Source organism: Ruegeria sp. J8 (assembly GCF_056531925.1).
Map to the genome: position 1 here is coordinate 176,485 of NZ_JBQFMR010000004.1, position 17,603 is coordinate 194,087.

Here is a 17,603-nt window from a genome sequence, read left to right on the forward strand (position 1 = left end):
TTGCAGAAAGACTAGCACCAAGGTGTTTTTTCCGCTCGACCTTGCCAGTGGGCTCTGGATGCCTATCGAATACGCCTTTTGCCCACTGGCAATTGCACTTCTAGGCAGGATTGAGCCGGCTAATTGCGTTCTGATTTGACGACAACGCTTAAAAGTGCGCCGCTTTCTTGCGACGCGTTGATGATGACCTAGTGTGAGCCCAGGACGTTCGCGAAAACTTTGACAGTCGGATTCTGATGGCTTGCAACGATTGCTGGTCGGTGCCTTACATGTCGAAGCCAAAGTTGTTTAAGACAAAAGCGAACCGGTTATTCGACCCGCATCGCTTCGGTTTCGATGTTGATATCCACCTGATCACCCACCAGACCGTTTCCTACGCCATAGGCCATCCCAAACTCGCTGCGTTGGACCGATGTGTCGATAGACAGGCCAAGAACCATACGTTTGTGCCCGAACGGATACGTATCGGCTTTGTTGAGTTTTACGTTCAGCGTCACCGGTTGTGTGATCCCTAAAATCGTTAGGTCTCCGGTCACGGTACCCGCATCCGCCGAGGCCGGTTGACCCGCCATTGCGGTGAAGGTGATTTCCGGAAACTCGGACACATGAAGAAAATCTTTTGCCTTTACGTGCCCATCCCGCGCGTCGTGGAAGGTGTTGACGCTGTCGGACGCGATCACGACTTGCACATTCGCAAGTTCCTGCGTGTCGGTGTCATAGTCAAAGCTGCCCCGAACCTCACCAAAGATGCCCAGCGTTTTTGCGAAACCGATATGCTCGACCGTGAAGTAAACCGTTGTGTGATCGGGGTCGAGCTCATACCGGGCCATCTCAGCAACGGCTGCGACTGGGGTGGTGGCGATCAGAAAGCTTAAGGCTAGGTGGCGCATCGGTGGCCCTCGTCAAGTTGTCGAGTTAGGGTGCAAGACTTACCTGTACATAGTACGCATTCCGCATCGACAAAGAACATCAAATGTACGCTACCCGATTGATTTGCGTCACCTGGAACATTCACCGCGCTCGCGGGCATGACGGCCTTGTCGATCCTTCGCGCATCCACGGGGCCGTTGCATCAGACCTTGCCCCCCTAGCTCCCGATATCTTTGCCCTGCAAGAGGCGGATGAAGAGTGCAGGCCGCATGCAGGTCTTCTTGACATGAACCGGATATCGGCCGAGACCGGGCTTGCCTATCAGCATGACGCGCCCGGCATGCGTTGGGGTCGTGACAGTGATGGGTTTCTGGGGACCATTCTGTTTCTGCATCCGCGCTTCGACGTCACGCACAGGGATGTACTGGACCTGCCCGGCCATTGCTATCGCGGCGCGGTTGTCATCGAGGCCGTGTGTGACGGCATTCCCGTTCGTGTTATCTCGACACATTTGTCCCTGTTCCAGCCTTTGCGCGTCATTCAGATGCGGATCGTCGCTCAATACCTGCGTCGCCGCCCCGAGATGCAAAACATACTGCTGGGGGATCTGAATGAATGGCGGCCCTGGGGAGGGGCGATGTTTCAGCACCGTCTTATCGGGAGGTCGCTGAGCGGGCCGGTACGGGCAACTTTTCCAGCCAAACGCCCACTATTGCCCCTGGACCGGATTTTGACGGATCGCGAAGGCGCCGTCCGGGACATGCAGGTCTGCACATCGCGGGCCCTTCGCAGTGCCTCGGACCACCTGCCCTTGAAGGCCGAGGTCCTAATCGAAAAATCTGGTGAATAAAATGGCGTTTCAAGTGTTATCACATTAGCCAAAGCGGAATTACGCGCTAATTTGAGTATGATGGTAACAGACGACCCGAAGAAACTACCATGAAAGCGCATCGGCCCCTGGGCCCGGTGACCCATTCCCAAGCGTTCTCGCCTGTGTCTGTATTTGCCGGGCAGGCAGTGGTGATGGGCGCAGGGTTGGCTCTGGCAGCGTCTATGGCCCTGCCCTCGGTGTTCTGGGCATTGTCCGCATTTCTGGTCGCGACGGTCCTGTCTGGTGCGGGGTTAGTCAGCCGCTATCCGCACAGCGTGCTGGGGCTGTGCAACACAACAACGCTGCTACGCGCCGCCTTGGTTTCATTTCTGTTCGGCACTCTGTTCTTCACGACCGAGGTCTCTGGCTGGCTAGTCTTTGCGGTTGGTGCGTTTGCCTTTGCTCTGGATGGGTTGGATGGGTGGTTTGCCCGCAGGTCCGGTCTGCAATCCGACTTTGGCGCGCGGTTCGACATGGAAACGGACGCCGCGCTGGGGGCGGTCCTTGCGCTTTGGGTGATGTTGTCGGGGACCGCGCAGGCCTATGTGCTGATTTTGGGGTTCGCGCGTTACGCTTTTGTTGCGGCCGGGTGCGTTTGGCCGCAACTGCGCGGGAACCTGCCCCCTTCGTTTCGCCGCAAAGCAGTCTGCGTGGTCCAGATTGCGGCGTTGCTATTGCTGGTCTTCCCGCTGACCCCTGCCGCTGTGCTGGCGCCGCTGTCACTAACGGCGTCCTTGGCGCTCAGCTATTCTTTCGGGGCCGATATTCACTGGCTGTTGCGCCAATCGAAATGAAGCAGGTCCTGACACTCAGCCTCGGAACCGGCCTGATCTTTTGCGTACTGGTCCTGCCCAACCATCCCGGTACGATGACGTGGTCCGCGTTGAATCGCTGGCCGTTGGAATTGCCTGTGATCGTTGCGCTGATGGTCGCCCTTGGCCGGTTGCGCGGACTGGCGACGGTGATTGCGCTGTTGCTGGTGGGCTCAACGCTGGTCAAAATTGCCGACTATGGCACGTTCATCGCCTATAACCGGACGTTCAACCCCGTCGTCGATTTGTTCCTGATCAACGCCGGGTTCGGCCTTTTGACAACCAGCTTGGGCCTGCCGCTGACGCTTGTGTTGGTGGTGCTGGGCAGCGCAGCCCTAGCACTTTTGTTTGTCCTGCTTCGGTTCGCGTTGAAAGCCTGGGCCGATCTGCCCACGCAGAACTGGATGCGAGGGGTGGCGGCGGCAGGTGTGCTGATGGCCGGCACATGGGCCGTTGCGGATGTGGGTCACCACCTTGACCAGTGGCGGTTCGAAGCCAGCCCGCCAGGTACGGCCTGGACTTCTCGCCTGATCTACAAGCGCGGGGCCGAGATGCAGGCGACTGCCGCCGATCTTGCCCAATTCCGCCGCAAAGAGCAGTCTGACCCGATGCTTCAGGCCCAGGGCTTGCTTGACAAGCTGGAAGGCCGCGATGTGCTGCTGATCTGGATCGAAAGCTATGGGCGCGCCAGTTTCGACAACCCGCTTTATGCACAAACGCATCAGCAAACCCTGCGGAGCGCCGAGGCCGCGATCCGGGAAACCGGCATGTCCATGCGCAGTGGCTGGCTGACCTCTCCGACGGCGGGCGGCGAAAGCTGGCTGGCGCATGGGACGCTGGCAACGGGGCTGTGGACCTCGGATAACGGGCGATACAACGCGATGATCGCCAGCGGTCGAAAATGGCTGTTCCACTATGCGCAAAGGGCTGGGTACCAGACGGCAGCCATCATGCCCGCCATCACGCTTGCCTGGCCGGAAAGCAGCGCCATGGGCTTTGACCACGTGTTTGCCGCCGCAGACATACCCTACCAGGGCAAACGGTTCAATTGGGTCACGATGCCCGATCAATTCACGCTTGCTGCCTACCCGGACCTACTACCCCAATCCGCGCAGCCGCGCTTTGTACAGGTGGCATTGATCTCGTCGCATGCACCATGGACCCCGGTTCCCCGGATGATCCCTTGGGAGGAGATCGGAGACGGTTCGGTTTTTGAACAAATGGCCCAGCAAGGCCCCGCCCCCCGCGAGTTGTGGAAGGACCGAGACGCCGTGCGGGACGCCTATCGGCGGTCGGTCGATTACAGCTTGCAAGCCGTGTTTGCCCACGTGGCCAATCTGGGCGCGCAGGCGCCTTTGATCATTGTTGCAGGAGATCATCAGGCCGCAGGATTTGTGGCAGGTAGCGACAACCGCGATGTCCCCTTTCATGTCATTGGCCCGTCCGAGGTTGTGTCGCATCTCGCCCATTGGGGGCTGAGCGACGGGCTTTTGCCCGCGCCTGACACGCCGGTACGGCGGATGGATCGATTCCGCGATGACTTTCTGAGCACATTCTCGTCCTTCGAGCCATTGGCGAAGGCCGCGCCATGATGGGACGTATGGGGCGCATACTGGGATCATTGGCGCTGTTGGGCGGCCTTCTTTGGTTCAGCGCGGCTGGCGATGTCTGGGCGCGGCTTCGTGAGACCGACCTATACTGGGTTTTGGTCGCGTTCGTGGCCCTGACATGCAGCACGCTGTCGATGGCACGGCGCTGGCAACTGACCGCAGGCGCACTTGGGCTTGAGCTGTCCTATTTCGGCGCGGTGCGAGAATACTATCTGTCCCTGCTTGCCAACTCCGCCCTGCCCGGTGGCGTCGTCGGAGATGTCAGCCGCGCCATTCGCACCCGACATTACGGCGACCTGAAAAACGCAGCCCAATCGGTGCTGGCCGAGCGTCTTTTGGGTCAGGCCGCGCTGCTGGCGATTGTGTTTGGCGGTCTGTTCTGGGCTCTGTTGATACCAGGTGGGATCGCATGGCCTACGGCGACCGGCTGGCTGATAGCCGCCGCTCTGGTCGTTGCGGCGGGTCTGGTGATCTGGCTTGCAAAGGTCAGGATGACGGCGGGTTTCACCCGGTTTTTCCTGGGGCTGCTGTCCCGGCGTGATATCACGGCGCATGCGGTTTTCGCGGCGGTTTTGCTGATACTGGGACTGTACGCCTGCGCCCGTGCCACCGGTACGTCCTTGCCGCCAGAGGCCTGCTATACCATCCTGCCCTTGGTCTTGTGCGCCATGATTGTCCCGCTGTCCATCGCCGGATGGGGCTGGCGCGAAGGTGCCGCGGCGGCGTTGTTCCCGCTGGCTGGTGCCACGCCCGAGGCCGGGATAGCGATGGGCATTTGCTATGGCGCTGTCATGTTGCTGGCCGCCCTACCTGCGATTGGCTTTCTTTTTCTTTCAACCGACCATGCCCATAAGCGTAAACCATTGGAAAACGTATGATGAGTGCTGTTTTTGCAATACCCGGCGACAAAGACCAGCGCACTGGCGGCTATATATATGACGCCACGGTTTTGGACCTGCTGAATAAAAGCGGCTGCGCGACAACGCATCTGGAACTGCCCGGCAGCTTTCCCGACGCCCCGCCGCAGGACATGTCCCGAGCTGTGCGGGCGTTGAACGCCGTACCCGCCTCGGACCCGGTTATAATTGACGGTTTGGCCCTTGGCGCGATGCCGCCTGACGAGATTGCCGCGCTTGCTGCGCCTGTCATTGCACTGGTGCACCATCCGCTTGGTCTTGAAACCGGCACTGATCCGACCAAAGCGGCCGAGCTAATCCGCAATGAGGCCGCAGTTTTGGAACAGGTCGCGCATATCATCGTGACCAGCGCCCATATCGGACGGACGCTCCGATCCGATTTCGGGGTGCCTGCCGACAAGATCACCGTGGCTGCGCCCGGATTTGAACGTCCTCGCGCCGTTTCAGCGCCGGTTGACCCCCCGCTTATCCTCAGCGTTGGTCTACTGGTCGAACGCAAGGGGCATGACGTGCTGATCCGCGCGTTGGAGCAGATATCGGACATCCCGTGGCAAGCCGAAATCATAGGTCGGCCGCAAGACCCCGCCTATGCCGCCGCGCTCCAGGCACAGATCAAAACGGCGGGTCTGAAAGACCGCGTGACGCTTGTGGGTGAAGTAGATGGCACAGCCATGCAGGCGGCCTATCAGCGCGCCAGTCTCTTTGCTCTGGCCACCCGGTACGAAGGCTATGGCATGGTCCTGAGCGAGGCGATGCTGCGCGGCCTGCCCGTCGTCTCATGCGCAGTCGGCGCGGTCCCGGACACCACCGGTGATGCGGCAGAGTTGGTCCCCCCGGACCAACCCGAGGCTTTTGCCCACAAGCTGCGCGCGCTGTTGCAGAACCCCGACCATCTTGCGCACATGGCCCGCGCCTCGGCTTTGCGGGCCGCAAGTTTGCCAACCTGGCAGGACACCGCAAACCAGTTCGCCAAAGTAATCGAAAGGTTTGCGTCATGACCTGCGCCCTCATTTACACCATGCAGATGCTATGAATTGGAAAGCTCATGTTTGCTGTTGAAGTCCGCGACCACGTGATGATCGCACATTCCTTGCCCTCGCCCGTGTTTGGCCCCGCTCAGGGGATGCATGGGGCCACATTTGTCGTGGATGCCGCTTTTTACACCGCCGATCTGGACGAAAACGGTCTGGTCGTCGATATCGGCCTGGCCACCGAGGCCCTGGCCCAGACGCTGGCCCCGCTGCGCTATACTAATCTGGACGAGGTGCCTGCCTTCAAAGGCAAGATCACTACAACCGAATTCCTTTGCCACCATATCTGGGAACAGTTACGCGATGTCGCAAAGACAAGAGGGCTTGGCGACAAAGGTCGCCTCAAGCGTATCCGCGTGCAGCTACACGAAAGCCATGTCGCGCGTGGGTGGTATGAAGCAGACCTCTGAAATCGGCTTTGAACCCGACTGGCTCAGCCTGCGGGAACCGGTCGATCACCGGTCTCGGGATCAGGATCTGCTGCGGCGTGCTGCGGGCTGTGTCGCTGAGGGGATGACGATCCTTGATCTTGGCAGCGGCACGGGTTCGACCGCGCGCGCCTTTGCCAGTGCCGGATTTTCGGATCTCAACTGGCGGTTTGTCGACAATGATCCGGCCCTGTTGCGTATCGCGGCCTCGCGGCATCCCAACGCGCAGTGCGTGCAATGCGATCTGAGCCGCATCGACGGTCTTGATCTGAACCGGGTCGGACTGATCACAGCTTCGGCCCTATTCGACCTGATGCCCGAAAGCTGGGTGGACGCTCTAGTCAAGTGGGCCAGCGCGGCCGGTATTCCGGTTTACACGGCGCTCAACTATGACGGCGTGATGCGTTGGTCCCCCGCAGACCCACACGACGAGGGCGTCACCCAAGCCTTTAACCAGCACCAGCGAACCGACAAGGGGCTGGGACTAGCACTTGGCCCCGAAGCCGGATCACGCTTTGCAAGGGTTTGCGCGGCAGATGGCTATGCGGTCAGTTCGGCCCAAAGCCCCTGGCACCTTGGTGCTGAGGACACCACGCTGCACGCCAAGCTGTTGGCCGGAATTGCACAGGCCGCGCATGAGGTTGGCAAGGACGAGGCCCAGGATTGGGCCGCCGCCCGACAAAAGACACTGTCCCAGACGCTTGGTTTCATCGGCCATACCGATCATCTGGCGGTCCCAAGATGAACAACGGCAAGCCGGAATACGGAGATAACGATGCAGGACGTTGACGTAACACCCAAGGTCTGGGACCGTATCTTGTCTGTCCGTGCCGGTCACGGATGCTTATGCGACCCCGATTGGAGCGAAGGCGAAAAGCAGGCCCTTTCGATCTATGGCGCTCTGGCGCAACCGAAGTCCAGTGGCCAGGTCATTGGTCAGATTGGGCAGTCGCTGGATGGGCGCATTGCCACCGTATCGGGCGATGCCAAAGATATCTCGGGCAAGGATGGCCTTGTCCATCTGCACCGTCTGCGGGCGCTGTCCGATGCGGTTGTGATCGGGGTCAAGACAGCTCTTCACGACAATCCTCGTCTGACCGTGCGCATGGTCGAAGGTGAAAACCCCGTCCGCGTGATCATCGATCCAAACGGGCGCATGCCGGACGATATCGGGTTGATGCAAGACAGGTCAGCGCATTGCATTGTCATCCAGTCCGTCGACAAAGCCCGTCCCGACCATGTCGAGGTGATTACACTGCCGTGCAACCATTGGATTTCACCCGCACAAATCCTGAATGCCTTGCAGCAGCGGGGATTGAACCGCATCCTGATCGAAGGCGGTGGCATCACCATCGCCAAATTCCTTGAGGCAAATCTGTTGACCCACCTACATGTCGCCGTCGCGCCCTTGCTGATCGGCGCCGGGCCACAGGGCCTGACCACCTCTCCAGTCGAGCGTCTATCTCAGGCGCTGCGGCCCCGGACGGATGTCTATGGGCTGGGCTCGGATGTGCTGTTCGATTGCACATTTGAACCCGCCTCTGCGCAGATCAAGCCATACCCCCTGCCCTGTCGGGCCGCCGTCCACACAAACTGACAGCTGCTCCCGACACAAACCCGAAGATCAAAGGCACGCCATGAAAGTCAATTCAGACCAAACGGCCCGCGCGTTGTGGATCACCCAAGCCGGAAAACCCACGCTTTTGGACACGGTCCTTGGCGACAGTCCTGACGGCGTACGGATCAAGACGCTATATTCCGGCATAAGTCGCGGGACCGAGCGTTTGGTGTTTCGCGGGCAGGTTCCTAAGGCAGAGTTCGACACGATGCGCGCCCCTTTTCAGGAAGGCAGTTTCGAATTCCCTGTCAAATACGGCTATGCCGCCGTCGGAACCATTCAGTCCGGCCCTCGGGCAGGAGAGCTCGTTTTTGCCCTGCATCCGCACCAAACGCAGTTCAGCGTGCCATCATCTGCGGCCATCCCAATCACCCCATCGGTCCCTCCCGCCCGTGCCGTGCTTGCCGCCAACATGGAAACCGCACTGAACATTCTGTGGGACGCGGAGCTCGGTGCCGGTAGCCGCGTCACCATCGTCGGGGCTGGGGTAGTCGGCGCCCTGACGGGGTATCTCTTCGCCCGCATGCCCGGAACCGAGGTCTGCCTTGTCGACACCAACCCCGACAGAGCCACAATTGCGCAGCAGTTGGGTTGCGACTTTGCGCACCCCGATCAGGTACCGCAGAATTCCGATGTGGTGATCCATAGCTCGGCCACATCTGCGGGGCTGGCGACCGCAATCGCCGCAGCCGGGGTCGAAGCCACCATCGTCGAAGCCAGCTGGTACGGCACCCAACCCACCACCGTGCCACTGGGGGGCGCCTTTCATCGCAAACGTCTGCGGATAATCAGCAGTCAGGTCGGGCGTATTCCGGCCCATATGGCCGCACGCTGGACCTATGGAAAACGGCTGCGTAAAGCCATCGACCTACTTGCAGACCCGGTTCTGGATGCTCTCATCTCGGGTGAGACGGAATTTGACGATCTGCCGCAAAGCTATGAGGCGATTTTGGACGCCTCATCAACGCTTTGCCATCGGATCAGGTTTGCCCGGGATTGACCATGGTGCTGGACATACAACACTGGCTTCCGTCAAACGCGTCGCGCCATTTGACGGCCATGGCCGACGCCGCGTTAAGCGCCACGGCCGGCTTGCAGCAAGCCTTTGCAAACCGCGACGCGCTGCAGGTCGAACAAAAGACCAAGGGCGATTTCGTCTCACAGGCCGACCGCGAGGCCGAGGCACAGATCGCCCGGAAGCTGACCAGTGCCTACCCGGACTACGGCTGGCTGGGCGAGGAAACGGGCAGCCGCCTCGGTCAAGGAACCGACTTGCACTGGGTTGTTGATCCATTGGACGGCACGACGAACTTCGTGAAGGGCATTCCGCATTGGGCTATCTCAATCGCGCTGTGCGACAAAGACGAAATCGTCGCCGCCCTTGTGTGCGACCCAACAAAGAACGAGGTATTTTCTGCCGAACGTGGGACCGGGGCCTATCTGAACGGTGGACGCATTTGGGTCAGCGGCGAGAGCGACACACAAAACGCACTTTTTGCCACCGGGGTCCCTGCTGGCGCGCGGGTGACGTATCTGAAAGCTGCATTGGCGGATATCGAACGGCTGATGCCGAGCTGCGCAGGGATCAGACGCGGCGGCGCGGCGGCGCTTGATCTGGCTTATGTTGCCGCAGGCCGCGTTGAGGGCTATTGGGAGCGCAACCTTGGCGCTTGGGATATCGCCGCCGGGCTGCTACTGGTCCGCGAGGCCGGAGGATTGGTTCAACCCCTTTGGCCAAACACCGACATTCTGGCGACTGGGTCCCTGATTGCGAGCAATTCCGAACTCGCCACAGTGCTACGCAAGAACATCTTATGAAAACGCTCGGCAGATTGCGCCCGCGGAAGGTTGTCCTCTAAGGTGTTGTTTAAGAATTTCTGCCTAGCCATTTCGATTGGGATCGAGCAACCAAAACCTTTGTCCTAGACGTGCCCGACGGATGGATGAAGATAGGCCACCTGTGGCATCGTAGCGGGGCTCATCCTTCTTCTAAAACCCGACTCTATCTTTACTGGTGAAACGGTTTCTATTCTGGATCGCCTGAGCAGCACCGCTTCGGGCAACTATCTGACCAATGCGGACCTAGGATGCGAAAATGCGCAGCAAGATTTTTTGCCTAAACAGTAAATTTAGTTAACCTTTTCTTATACTTATACTAAACGCCGACTGCAGACAACCAGCGTCCACACTGAGTCAAAACCGGTACGACAACACGGATAATTCGCTGCTTGAAGCGCCGTCCAAAATACTTCTTGACGTTTTGTTGAAGCCTGTGGTTTTGTATATGAAACCGTTTTGCGGTGAATCGTTAAGATCGGCGAAGGGAGGCGCTGTGATGGCGAAGCAAGAGTCGGCGCTTCGGGCGCAACAAGGAACCGAAAGTCAGATTACCGTGTCCCTCAGCGGGATTGGTATGTCGTTTTCCGGTGTATCCGTTCTCCGAGACGTCGATCTGGTTTTTGACGGCGGTGAAATCCACACTCTCATGGGTGAGAATGGTGCCGGGAAAAGCACGCTGGTCAAGATCATCAGCGGCGTACAGAAGCCGACATTCGGAACGTTCCAGATTGACGGGGAAACCGTCACGTTCGACTCGCCGCGCGATGCGGAACAGCACGGTATCGTCATCATGCATCAGGAGCTGAGCCTGATCCCCGAAATGACGGTGGCTGAAAATGTTTTACTGGGGCATGAGCCGCGAAAATTCGGCACCTTCATCGACCGCAACGCTCTGAGGCAGAAGGCAAGGCAGGCCCTATCGCGGTTCGGATTCACGCTGGATATCGACACCCCGGTCAAGGACCTGCGTGTCGGAGAACAGCAACTGGTTGAGATCGCACGCGCGCTGCTGATGAATGCGCGATTGCTGATCATGGATGAGCCGACCTCGGCCCTGTCGCAGGCTGAAGCCGATATTCTGATGGAAGTCGTGCGCGATCTGGCGCTGCAGGGCGTCGCGGTCGTCTATATCTCTCACCGGATGGATGAGGTGTTCGAAATCTCGGATCGGGTCACGGTTCTGCGCGATGGTGACTTGATCGGAACGCGTCTGGCATCCGAGACAACATCCGCCGAACTAATCCGAATGATGGTTGGCCGCACGGTTGAGATTAACCCCGTTGAACGCCAGAACCCGGCGCAAGACGAAGTGGTTCTGCAGGTCGCGAACCTGTCGGCCTGGACCGGTAACCGCAAAGTTTTGGAAGATGTGTCGTTCGACCTCAAACGCGGAGAAGTGCTGGGCATTGGTGGCCTGCTAGGAGCCGGTCGCACCGAGCTTCTGGAAACACTATTCGGCGCGCGCGGCGGGAACTATCACGGGCAGATCACGCTGGAAGGCAAACCGCTGCGCCCGATCAAACCGCAAGACGGGGTTCGCAACGGGCTGGCGCTGATCACCGAGGACCGCAAGGGGAACGGGCTGTTGCTCGAACGGTCAATCTCATCGAATGTGGCGCTGCCGCTGATGCCTTTGCAATCGCGATTTGGGCGGTACTCGGACGTCGAGCAGCGCAAACAGGCGTTGAAGGCGATCGAAACACTGAAAGTGGCGGCCACAGGGCCGGATCACCCGGTCGGAAAGCTGAGCGGGGGCAACCAACAAAAGGTCGTTTTGGGCAAATGGTTGGCGACACAACCGCGTGTCCTGCTGCTGGATGAGCCTACCCGTGGCATCGACATTGGTGCCAAGGACGAGATTTACGATCTGGTTGGACGACTGGCAGATCAAGGCATCTCGGTCTTGTTCGCAAGCTCGGAACTATCCGAGTTCATGGCTGTCTGCGACCGCATGATCGTGCTGTGTGAGGGCCAGATGGCCGGAGAGCTTTCGCGCGACGAAATGACCGTGGATTCGATCAAAGCACTTGCGATGCAATTCCGCTAAGCGCTTGATCCTTAATCGAGAAAAGACATGACTGTTATGGAACCCAATAGCCCAACTTTAGAACAAAACCGCACCTCGGGGGCGGTGTTCATGCGGCTGCTGAACAAGACAAAACTCTACTGGGGCCTGGTTGCTCTGATCCTGTTCGGGGCGTTGACCTCACCGGTTTCGTCCAAGGGCAACAACATCTTTCTGTCGCTGGGCAACCTGACAGACATCCTGCGTCAGGTCTCGGTCACGGGCATTGTGGCGGTCGGCATGACGATGGTGATTTTTATCGCTGGTATCGACCTGTCTGTCGGGTCCGTCATGGCGCTGGGTACCGTGATATGTGCGATGTTGCTGACGCAAGAAGGATGGACCGCGGCAAGCTATTTTGGCGTGCCTGCCACCGGGATCGTCCTGTTTGTAGCCATCGCTGCCCTGATTTATTTCGTGCAAAGCAACCTGAACCGCACCTCGGACACAGCGGCCACCACAAGCGCGCCGTCACGGATGCTAAGCCGTCTTGTTGCCGCTGCAATTGCCATCGGTGTGATGGTTTGGCTGGCCGGTCAGGTGATGCCCAAGTTTGGCGTCCTGGCTGTGCTGATTGTGGTGCCCTGCATTGGGGCCGTGATGGGGACAGTAAATGGCGCCTTGATTGTCTATGGCCGCCTGCAACCCTTTATCGTGACGCTTGCAATGATGGTGGGTGCGCTGGGTCTGGCGCGTGTGATTGCCGGGCAGGATACCGCTGTCTATCCGGTCTACACCGGCAGCAACGCGACCGAGAATTTCGAAGTGCTGCGTCAATTGCTGTGGGGTGTTCTACCCGTGCCGGGCCTGTTCTTCCTTGCCGTCCTGCTGATCTTTTTCCTGATCACCCGTTTCACCACCTTCGGCAGCTATCTGATGGCTATCGGCGGCAATGAAGAGGCCGCGCGTCTGGCTGGCATCAATGTGGGCCGCAACAAGATCATCACCTATGCGCTGGCGGGCGGTTTGTCCGCGCTGGCTGGGGTGTTGTATGTGGCGCAGTTCCGCCAGGGCAAACCGGATGCCGGTCTTGGCTTGGAGCTGGACGCGATTGCGGCCGTGGTCATCGGCGGCACCAGTCTGATGGGGGGACGCGGCGCAATCATGGGAACATTCGTTGGGGTCCTGATCTTTGGCTTCCTCAGCAACATCCTGCAATTGAACAACATCGACAGTAACACGCAGCTGGTGCTGAAGGGCATCATCATCGTGGTCGCCGTCCTGCTTCAGGAAGGGCGATTTGAAGAGATCTTTGTCATGGCGAAAGAGCGCCTGGGCAGAGGGAGGAGGCTCTGACCTCGAATCTTGGCGGACCAAGGTCAGAGCAATCAGAACGCGGGAACATTGGAGTAACCCGCATCATGACTAAGGAGTAGACTATGAAAAGAAGAACATTTGGCAAGAGCCTGATGGCTGCCACCGCGCTCGCAACTTCGTTTTCGGCCTCGATGGTACTGGCGGCTGACAACTATGTGATCGGTTTCTCGCAGGTGACAACGGTTGAACCCTGGCGTGTCCAGTTCAACAAAGACCTGCGCGCCGAGGCCGACCTACACGACAATGTCGAGCTGATCATCGCCGACGCAAACGACCGCACCGAAAAGCAGGTTGCCGACGTCGAAAACTTTATCCGTCAGGAAGTTGACGCGATCCTGATCTCGCCGAAAGAATCCGCCGGTCTGACCGGTGTGGTCGAACAAGCCACTGACGCGGGCATCCCCGTCTTTGTTCTGGACCGTAACGTCGACACCGACAAATTCGTTCAGTGGGTTGGCGGCGACAACGAACTGATCGGCCGCGAGGCGGGCAAGTTCGCGTTGGACCAGCTGGGTGGCGCGGGCGCTGCCAAAGGCACTATCGTGGAAATCTGGGGGGGTCTGGGCACACAAGCCGCGCATGACCGCGCCAACGGGTTCCACGAAGCCTTTGAGGGCGAAGAAGGCGTTACCTTCCTGCTGGATCAGCAGTCGGGCGACTGGAAGCAGGATCAGGCCTATGACATCATGTCGACCGCTCTGCGCAACTATGAAGACATCACAATGGTTTACGGCCACAACGACCCGATGGCCTATGGTGCATATCTGGCAGCCAAAGACGCAGGCCGTGCCGATGACATCATCTTCATTGGTGTTGACGCGCTTCCGGGCGAAGGCGTGACTTGGGTTGCCAATGGCGAGCTGTCGGCCACCTTCCTGTACCCGACCCCCGGTGCAGAAGGCCTGCGTCAGGCACTGAAGCATCTGAAAGGTGAAGAAGTTCCAAAATCGGTTGTCATGGGCACCGAGGCGATCACTTCGGAAAATGCTGGTGACGTTCTGAAGAAGAACGGCCTGTAAGGACCGTTCAGGCCGGTTTCCTTTCTCCTCCCTGTCGGGATGGCCGGCCGGACAAGCAGGGGCTTGCGCCCCTGCTGTTTTTTTTGGGAAAGCTACAAGAAAAGGTTCCGCCCATGTCCGAGCAAAAAACGAAACTTCAAAAATACTCCGCCCCCGCACTGGAAAAGGGGTTGGATATTCTTGAGTTTCTTTCGCTTTCGGACGTTTCCCCTACCCTGTCGCAACTGGCGCAGGGAATCGGGCGGTCGAAGAACGAGATTTTCCGCATGATGATCGTGCTGGAGGAACGCGGATATATTGAGCGGCAAGAAGGCGATCTGTTCAAATTGACAGGTAAGCTGGCTTTGCTGGGCGGCGACCGCACGGATAACGGCAAACTGGCCGAACTGGCCGAGCCGTATATGAATCGGTTGGCCGAGGAAATTGAGCTGTCCAACCACCTTTGGGTGCCTAATGGCAAAAAAGAGTTGATCGTCGTCAACAGCGTTTCATCTTCGCAGAACTATGGGGTCACGGTTCAGGTTGGATACACCACCCCCGTGTTTCCGACCTCGGTTGGCGCATGTTTTCTCTCAGATTTTGCGCGGGAACAGGACCGGTTAACCTTTCTTCGCAGCATCGTGCCCGGCGAAAGCGAAGACGCACTTCAGGAGTTTTCCGATCAAGCAGCAATCTGTGCCGAGCAGAACTATATTTCGCTTAGCAGCCCTGAAAGCAACGCGATCAGCGAGATTTCAACGCCCATCCGTCACGGTGGGGATCAATCCGTTATCGCGTCGCTGACAATCCCACATTTCGCATCCGCCCTGATCGACAACCGGCGCGAATTTGTAATCGACGCGCTGAGGGCAACTGCAGCACAGCTACAGACTAGTATTGCGACACGGATGCCGCTACCGCGGACACCCTGGCATCAACTAGCCTGAGCATTGGTCAAAAGCATTCAGACCCCCTATACCCATCTCCAAAAACCAATGATCAGATTGCACGGAACTAGTGCGACGATTGCCAATCGGCAAATACCCGCATTCTCCTTTCCAAAGGGACTTTCCTAGCAAAATTACAGGATCAAACGCGGTAACTCGAACTATCCCGAAATGTCCTCGCATGTCGGGTAAACGTCGGAAAACGCGTGCCTCAGCGACTGCAAACACGAAGATGGTACGGATCAATTTAGTTCACAGGCTCGAGTGGTCTTTCCGCCTCACGCCTGTAGACGGTATCTACAGATCCCGGATCGCGCTCAATTCGCCATGACGACCCAAGTGTCCGAAGCCGACGCGAAGCACTTGGGTCGGAAATTTAAGACAAACAATCTTGGACTGACTATTTGAAGACCGGCTTTCGGTTTTCTGCAAACGCCTGAAAGGCTTCCTGAAATTCGCTATGATCAAGCTGAGCAGCAAAATCCGTCAACTCTTCGGTGACCCTTATCCAGACATCACCCGTAAGAGGGCGGCGCAGAAGCGCTTTGGTTTTCATCAAAGCGTTCGGTGGCAATTCACCAAGCTCGGAAACCGCGGCTGAAACCGTGTCTTCCAGATCCTCGGCGGCGACAACCCCACTGACAAGCCCGGTTTCAAGCGCAACTTGGGCAGAGAACATCCGGCCCAGAAGCAAAAGTTCCGCCGCTTTGGCCTGCCCCATCAGACGCGGCAGGATGTAGCTGGCCCCGGCTTCGGGTACCAGACCAAGGTTGACAAAAGGCAGACGGAATCGCGTGCCTTCGGCCGCATAAATCAGATCACAATGCATCAGCATTGTTGCGCCAACCCCGATGGCCACTCCTTCTACCTGTGCGACAATCGGCTTGGGGAATTTGATCAGCGCTTCAAGAAAAGCCACGACGGGCGGATTTTCACCAGAGGCCGAGTTGTGAAAATCGCTCACCATGTTGCCGCTGGTGAAATCACCGTCTGCACCGCGCAGCCAAACCACTCGAATTTCAGGGTCTTTGGCTGCGGTTGTCAGGGCTTCGGCCAGACCAAGATACATCGACCGATCGATCGCATTTTTTTTGCCGGGGTTCGACATCGTTATACGCAGGGTAGAACCCAGTTTCTCGGTCGCGACACCTTGCGTGGCTGTATTTTCGTTCGTCATTTTCGTTTCTTTCGCAGGTTTATTTTCGGGTTGTCTGTTAGGCAGCGTTATAGCCAGCCAGGCGTTCGCTGATGATCTGATCAGCCTCGGACATGACGCGGTCCAACAGCTCCTGGCAGGAAGGCACGTCATTGATCAGGCCAACAACCATGCCGCAGGACCAAGCACCGCTATCCATATCCCCGCCCTGCATGATACCCGGGTAGACACCGGCCACTTCGTCGATGATGTCTTCGAACTGAATTGTCTCACCCTTTTCTTTTTCCTTGGCCAGAATGCGCTCGACCGCCGGGTTGGTCATGACCCGTTCCGTGTTGCGCAGCGGGCGCATGACAAGGCGCGTGTCCAGTTCGGTCGCCGCGACGATGGCGTCCTTTACGTTCTGATGCACAGGCGCTTCCTTGGTGGCAACGAAACGCGTACCCAGATTGATACCCGACGCCCCCATAGCCAACGAAGCCACCAGTGAGCGGCCATCGGCCTGACCGCCGGACGCGACGAAGGGGATCTCCAACTCATCAGCGGCGCGGGGCAACAGGATCATGTTGGGTACGTCATCCTCGCCCGGATGCCCGCCGCATTCGAACCCGTCAACAGATACGGCATCGCAGCCGATTTCCTGCGCCTTGAGAGCATGGCGAACCGAGGTACATTTGTGGATCACCTTGATCCCTGCATCCTTAAGATACGGCATAACCTGTGCCGGGTTGCGCCCAGCCGTTTCTACCACTGTGACGCCACCGTCGATGATCGCCTTGATCAGGGCCGGGTAATCCGGCGCGTTGACGGTTGGCAGAAACGTGACGTTCACTGCAATAGGTTTGTCGGTCATATCCTTGCAACGCGCGATCTCATTTGCCAGATCGGCGGGCGTTTTCTGTGTCAGTCCAGTGATCGTTCCCAGACCGCCAGCATTTGAAACGGCGGCTGCGAGTTCGGCAAACCCGACATAGTGCATCCCGCCCTGAATGATTGGGCGTTCAATGCCAAAGAGTTCGGTAATTTCGGTTTTCATGGCCTTGGCCTCCGTGATGAGTCTGTTGTTGGCACCGCCTCTCAGGTGCCTCAGTTTTTGCGATTGGGGGCGGCGCCGCCGCCCCTTA

Annotated in this window: 17 protein-coding genes; 14 read left to right on the forward strand and 3 right to left on the reverse strand. The window is 58.4% G+C overall.

The features are described from left to right. Positions 1-308: 308 nt before the first annotated feature. Entirely contained in the window at positions 309-890 is a 582-nt protein-coding gene (locus ACR0L1_RS10475; RefSeq protein ID WP_170772076.1) for a YceI family protein, read from the reverse strand. A gap of 83 nt (positions 891-973) precedes the next feature. On the opposite strand from ACR0L1_RS10475, the gene ACR0L1_RS10480 reads away from it, so the two are divergent. The 14 genes from ACR0L1_RS10480 to ACR0L1_RS10545 all read left to right on the forward strand — a co-directional run bounded on the left by ACR0L1_RS10480 (position 974) and on the right by ACR0L1_RS10545 (position 15,323). Next, positions 974-1,720 (forward strand): endonuclease/exonuclease/phosphatase family protein, encoded by a 747-nt coding sequence (locus ACR0L1_RS10480; RefSeq protein WP_480858682.1) that lies wholly within the window; start codon positions 974-976, stop codon positions 1,718-1,720. Positions 1,721-1,809: 89 nt separating this feature from the next. Further along, on the forward strand, positions 1,810-2,535 hold the full coding sequence (locus ACR0L1_RS10485; RefSeq protein ID WP_480858684.1) for a CDP-alcohol phosphatidyltransferase family protein: 726 nt from the start codon (positions 1,810-1,812) through the stop codon (positions 2,533-2,535). Then, entirely contained in the window at positions 2,532-4,145 is a 1,614-nt protein-coding gene (locus ACR0L1_RS10490) for a sulfatase-like hydrolase/transferase (RefSeq protein ID WP_480858686.1), read from the forward strand. Before ACR0L1_RS10485 ends, ACR0L1_RS10490 begins: the two co-directional genes overlap by 4 nt. Then, complete coding sequence (locus ACR0L1_RS10495) at positions 4,142-5,041, forward strand: lysylphosphatidylglycerol synthase transmembrane domain-containing protein (protein ID WP_480858688.1); 900 nt, start codon at positions 4,142-4,144, stop codon at positions 5,039-5,041. The genes ACR0L1_RS10490 and ACR0L1_RS10495 overlap by 4 nt, the downstream gene beginning before the upstream one ends. Beyond that, positions 5,041-6,078 carry a glycosyltransferase family 4 protein gene (locus tag ACR0L1_RS10500; protein ID WP_480858690.1) on the forward strand — a complete coding sequence of 346 codons (1,038 nt, stop codon included), beginning with the start codon at positions 5,041-5,043 and terminating at the stop codon, positions 6,076-6,078. Before ACR0L1_RS10495 ends, ACR0L1_RS10500 begins: the two co-directional genes overlap by 1 nt. Positions 6,079-6,125: 47 nt before the next feature. Beyond that, positions 6,126-6,521, forward strand: coding sequence for a 6-pyruvoyl trahydropterin synthase family protein (locus tag ACR0L1_RS10505; RefSeq protein ID WP_170783430.1), 396 nt, complete (start codon positions 6,126-6,128; stop codon positions 6,519-6,521). Next, complete coding sequence (locus ACR0L1_RS10510; protein ID WP_480858692.1) at positions 6,505-7,284, forward strand: class I SAM-dependent methyltransferase; 780 nt, start codon at positions 6,505-6,507, stop codon at positions 7,282-7,284. The genes ACR0L1_RS10505 and ACR0L1_RS10510 overlap by 17 nt, the downstream gene beginning before the upstream one ends. A 30-nt stretch (positions 7,285-7,314) precedes the next feature. Continuing rightward, the gene (locus ACR0L1_RS10515) at positions 7,315-8,136 is read left to right on the forward strand and encodes a RibD family protein (protein WP_480858694.1); all 822 of its coding nucleotides are present in this window, start codon (positions 7,315-7,317) and stop codon (positions 8,134-8,136) included. A gap of 40 nt (positions 8,137-8,176) precedes the next feature. Beyond that, positions 8,177-9,157: a zinc-dependent alcohol dehydrogenase gene (locus ACR0L1_RS10520; protein ID WP_480858696.1), complete on the forward strand. Its 981-nt coding sequence runs from the start codon at positions 8,177-8,179 to the stop codon at positions 9,155-9,157. A gap of 2 nt (positions 9,158-9,159) precedes the next feature. Continuing rightward, a complete protein-coding gene (locus ACR0L1_RS10525; RefSeq protein ID WP_480858698.1) occupies positions 9,160-9,975 on the forward strand; it encodes an inositol monophosphatase family protein in 816 nt (271 codons plus the stop codon). A 517-nt stretch (positions 9,976-10,492) separates the two neighbouring features. After that, the gene (locus ACR0L1_RS10530; RefSeq protein WP_480858700.1) at positions 10,493-12,043 is read left to right on the forward strand and encodes a sugar ABC transporter ATP-binding protein; all 1,551 of its coding nucleotides are present in this window, start codon (positions 10,493-10,495) and stop codon (positions 12,041-12,043) included. A gap of 27 nt (positions 12,044-12,070) precedes the next feature. Continuing rightward, on the forward strand, positions 12,071-13,357 hold the full coding sequence (locus ACR0L1_RS10535; RefSeq protein ID WP_214647972.1) for an ABC transporter permease: 1,287 nt from the start codon (positions 12,071-12,073) through the stop codon (positions 13,355-13,357). Positions 13,358-13,440: 83 nt separating this feature from the next. Further along, the gene (locus ACR0L1_RS10540) at positions 13,441-14,397 is read left to right on the forward strand and encodes a substrate-binding domain-containing protein (protein ID WP_170789233.1); all 957 of its coding nucleotides are present in this window, start codon (positions 13,441-13,443) and stop codon (positions 14,395-14,397) included. Between the two features lie 113 nt (positions 14,398-14,510). Further along, positions 14,511-15,323 carry an IclR family transcriptional regulator gene (locus ACR0L1_RS10545; protein ID WP_480858703.1) on the forward strand — a complete coding sequence of 271 codons (813 nt, stop codon included), beginning with the start codon at positions 14,511-14,513 and terminating at the stop codon, positions 15,321-15,323. A gap of 400 nt (positions 15,324-15,723) precedes the next feature. Here ACR0L1_RS10545 and ACR0L1_RS10550 read toward each other — a convergent pair whose 3' ends face one another. After that, positions 15,724-16,500 carry an enoyl-CoA hydratase gene (locus ACR0L1_RS10550; protein ID WP_480503836.1) on the reverse strand — a complete coding sequence of 259 codons (777 nt, stop codon included), beginning with the start codon at positions 16,498-16,500 and terminating at the stop codon, positions 15,724-15,726. A gap of 37 nt (positions 16,501-16,537) precedes the next feature. After that, positions 16,538-17,515, reverse strand: a complete 978-nt coding sequence (locus tag ACR0L1_RS10555; RefSeq protein ID WP_170783391.1) for an NAD(P)H-dependent flavin oxidoreductase — start codon at positions 17,513-17,515, stop codon at positions 16,538-16,540. Between the last annotated feature and the right edge of the window lie 88 nt (positions 17,516-17,603).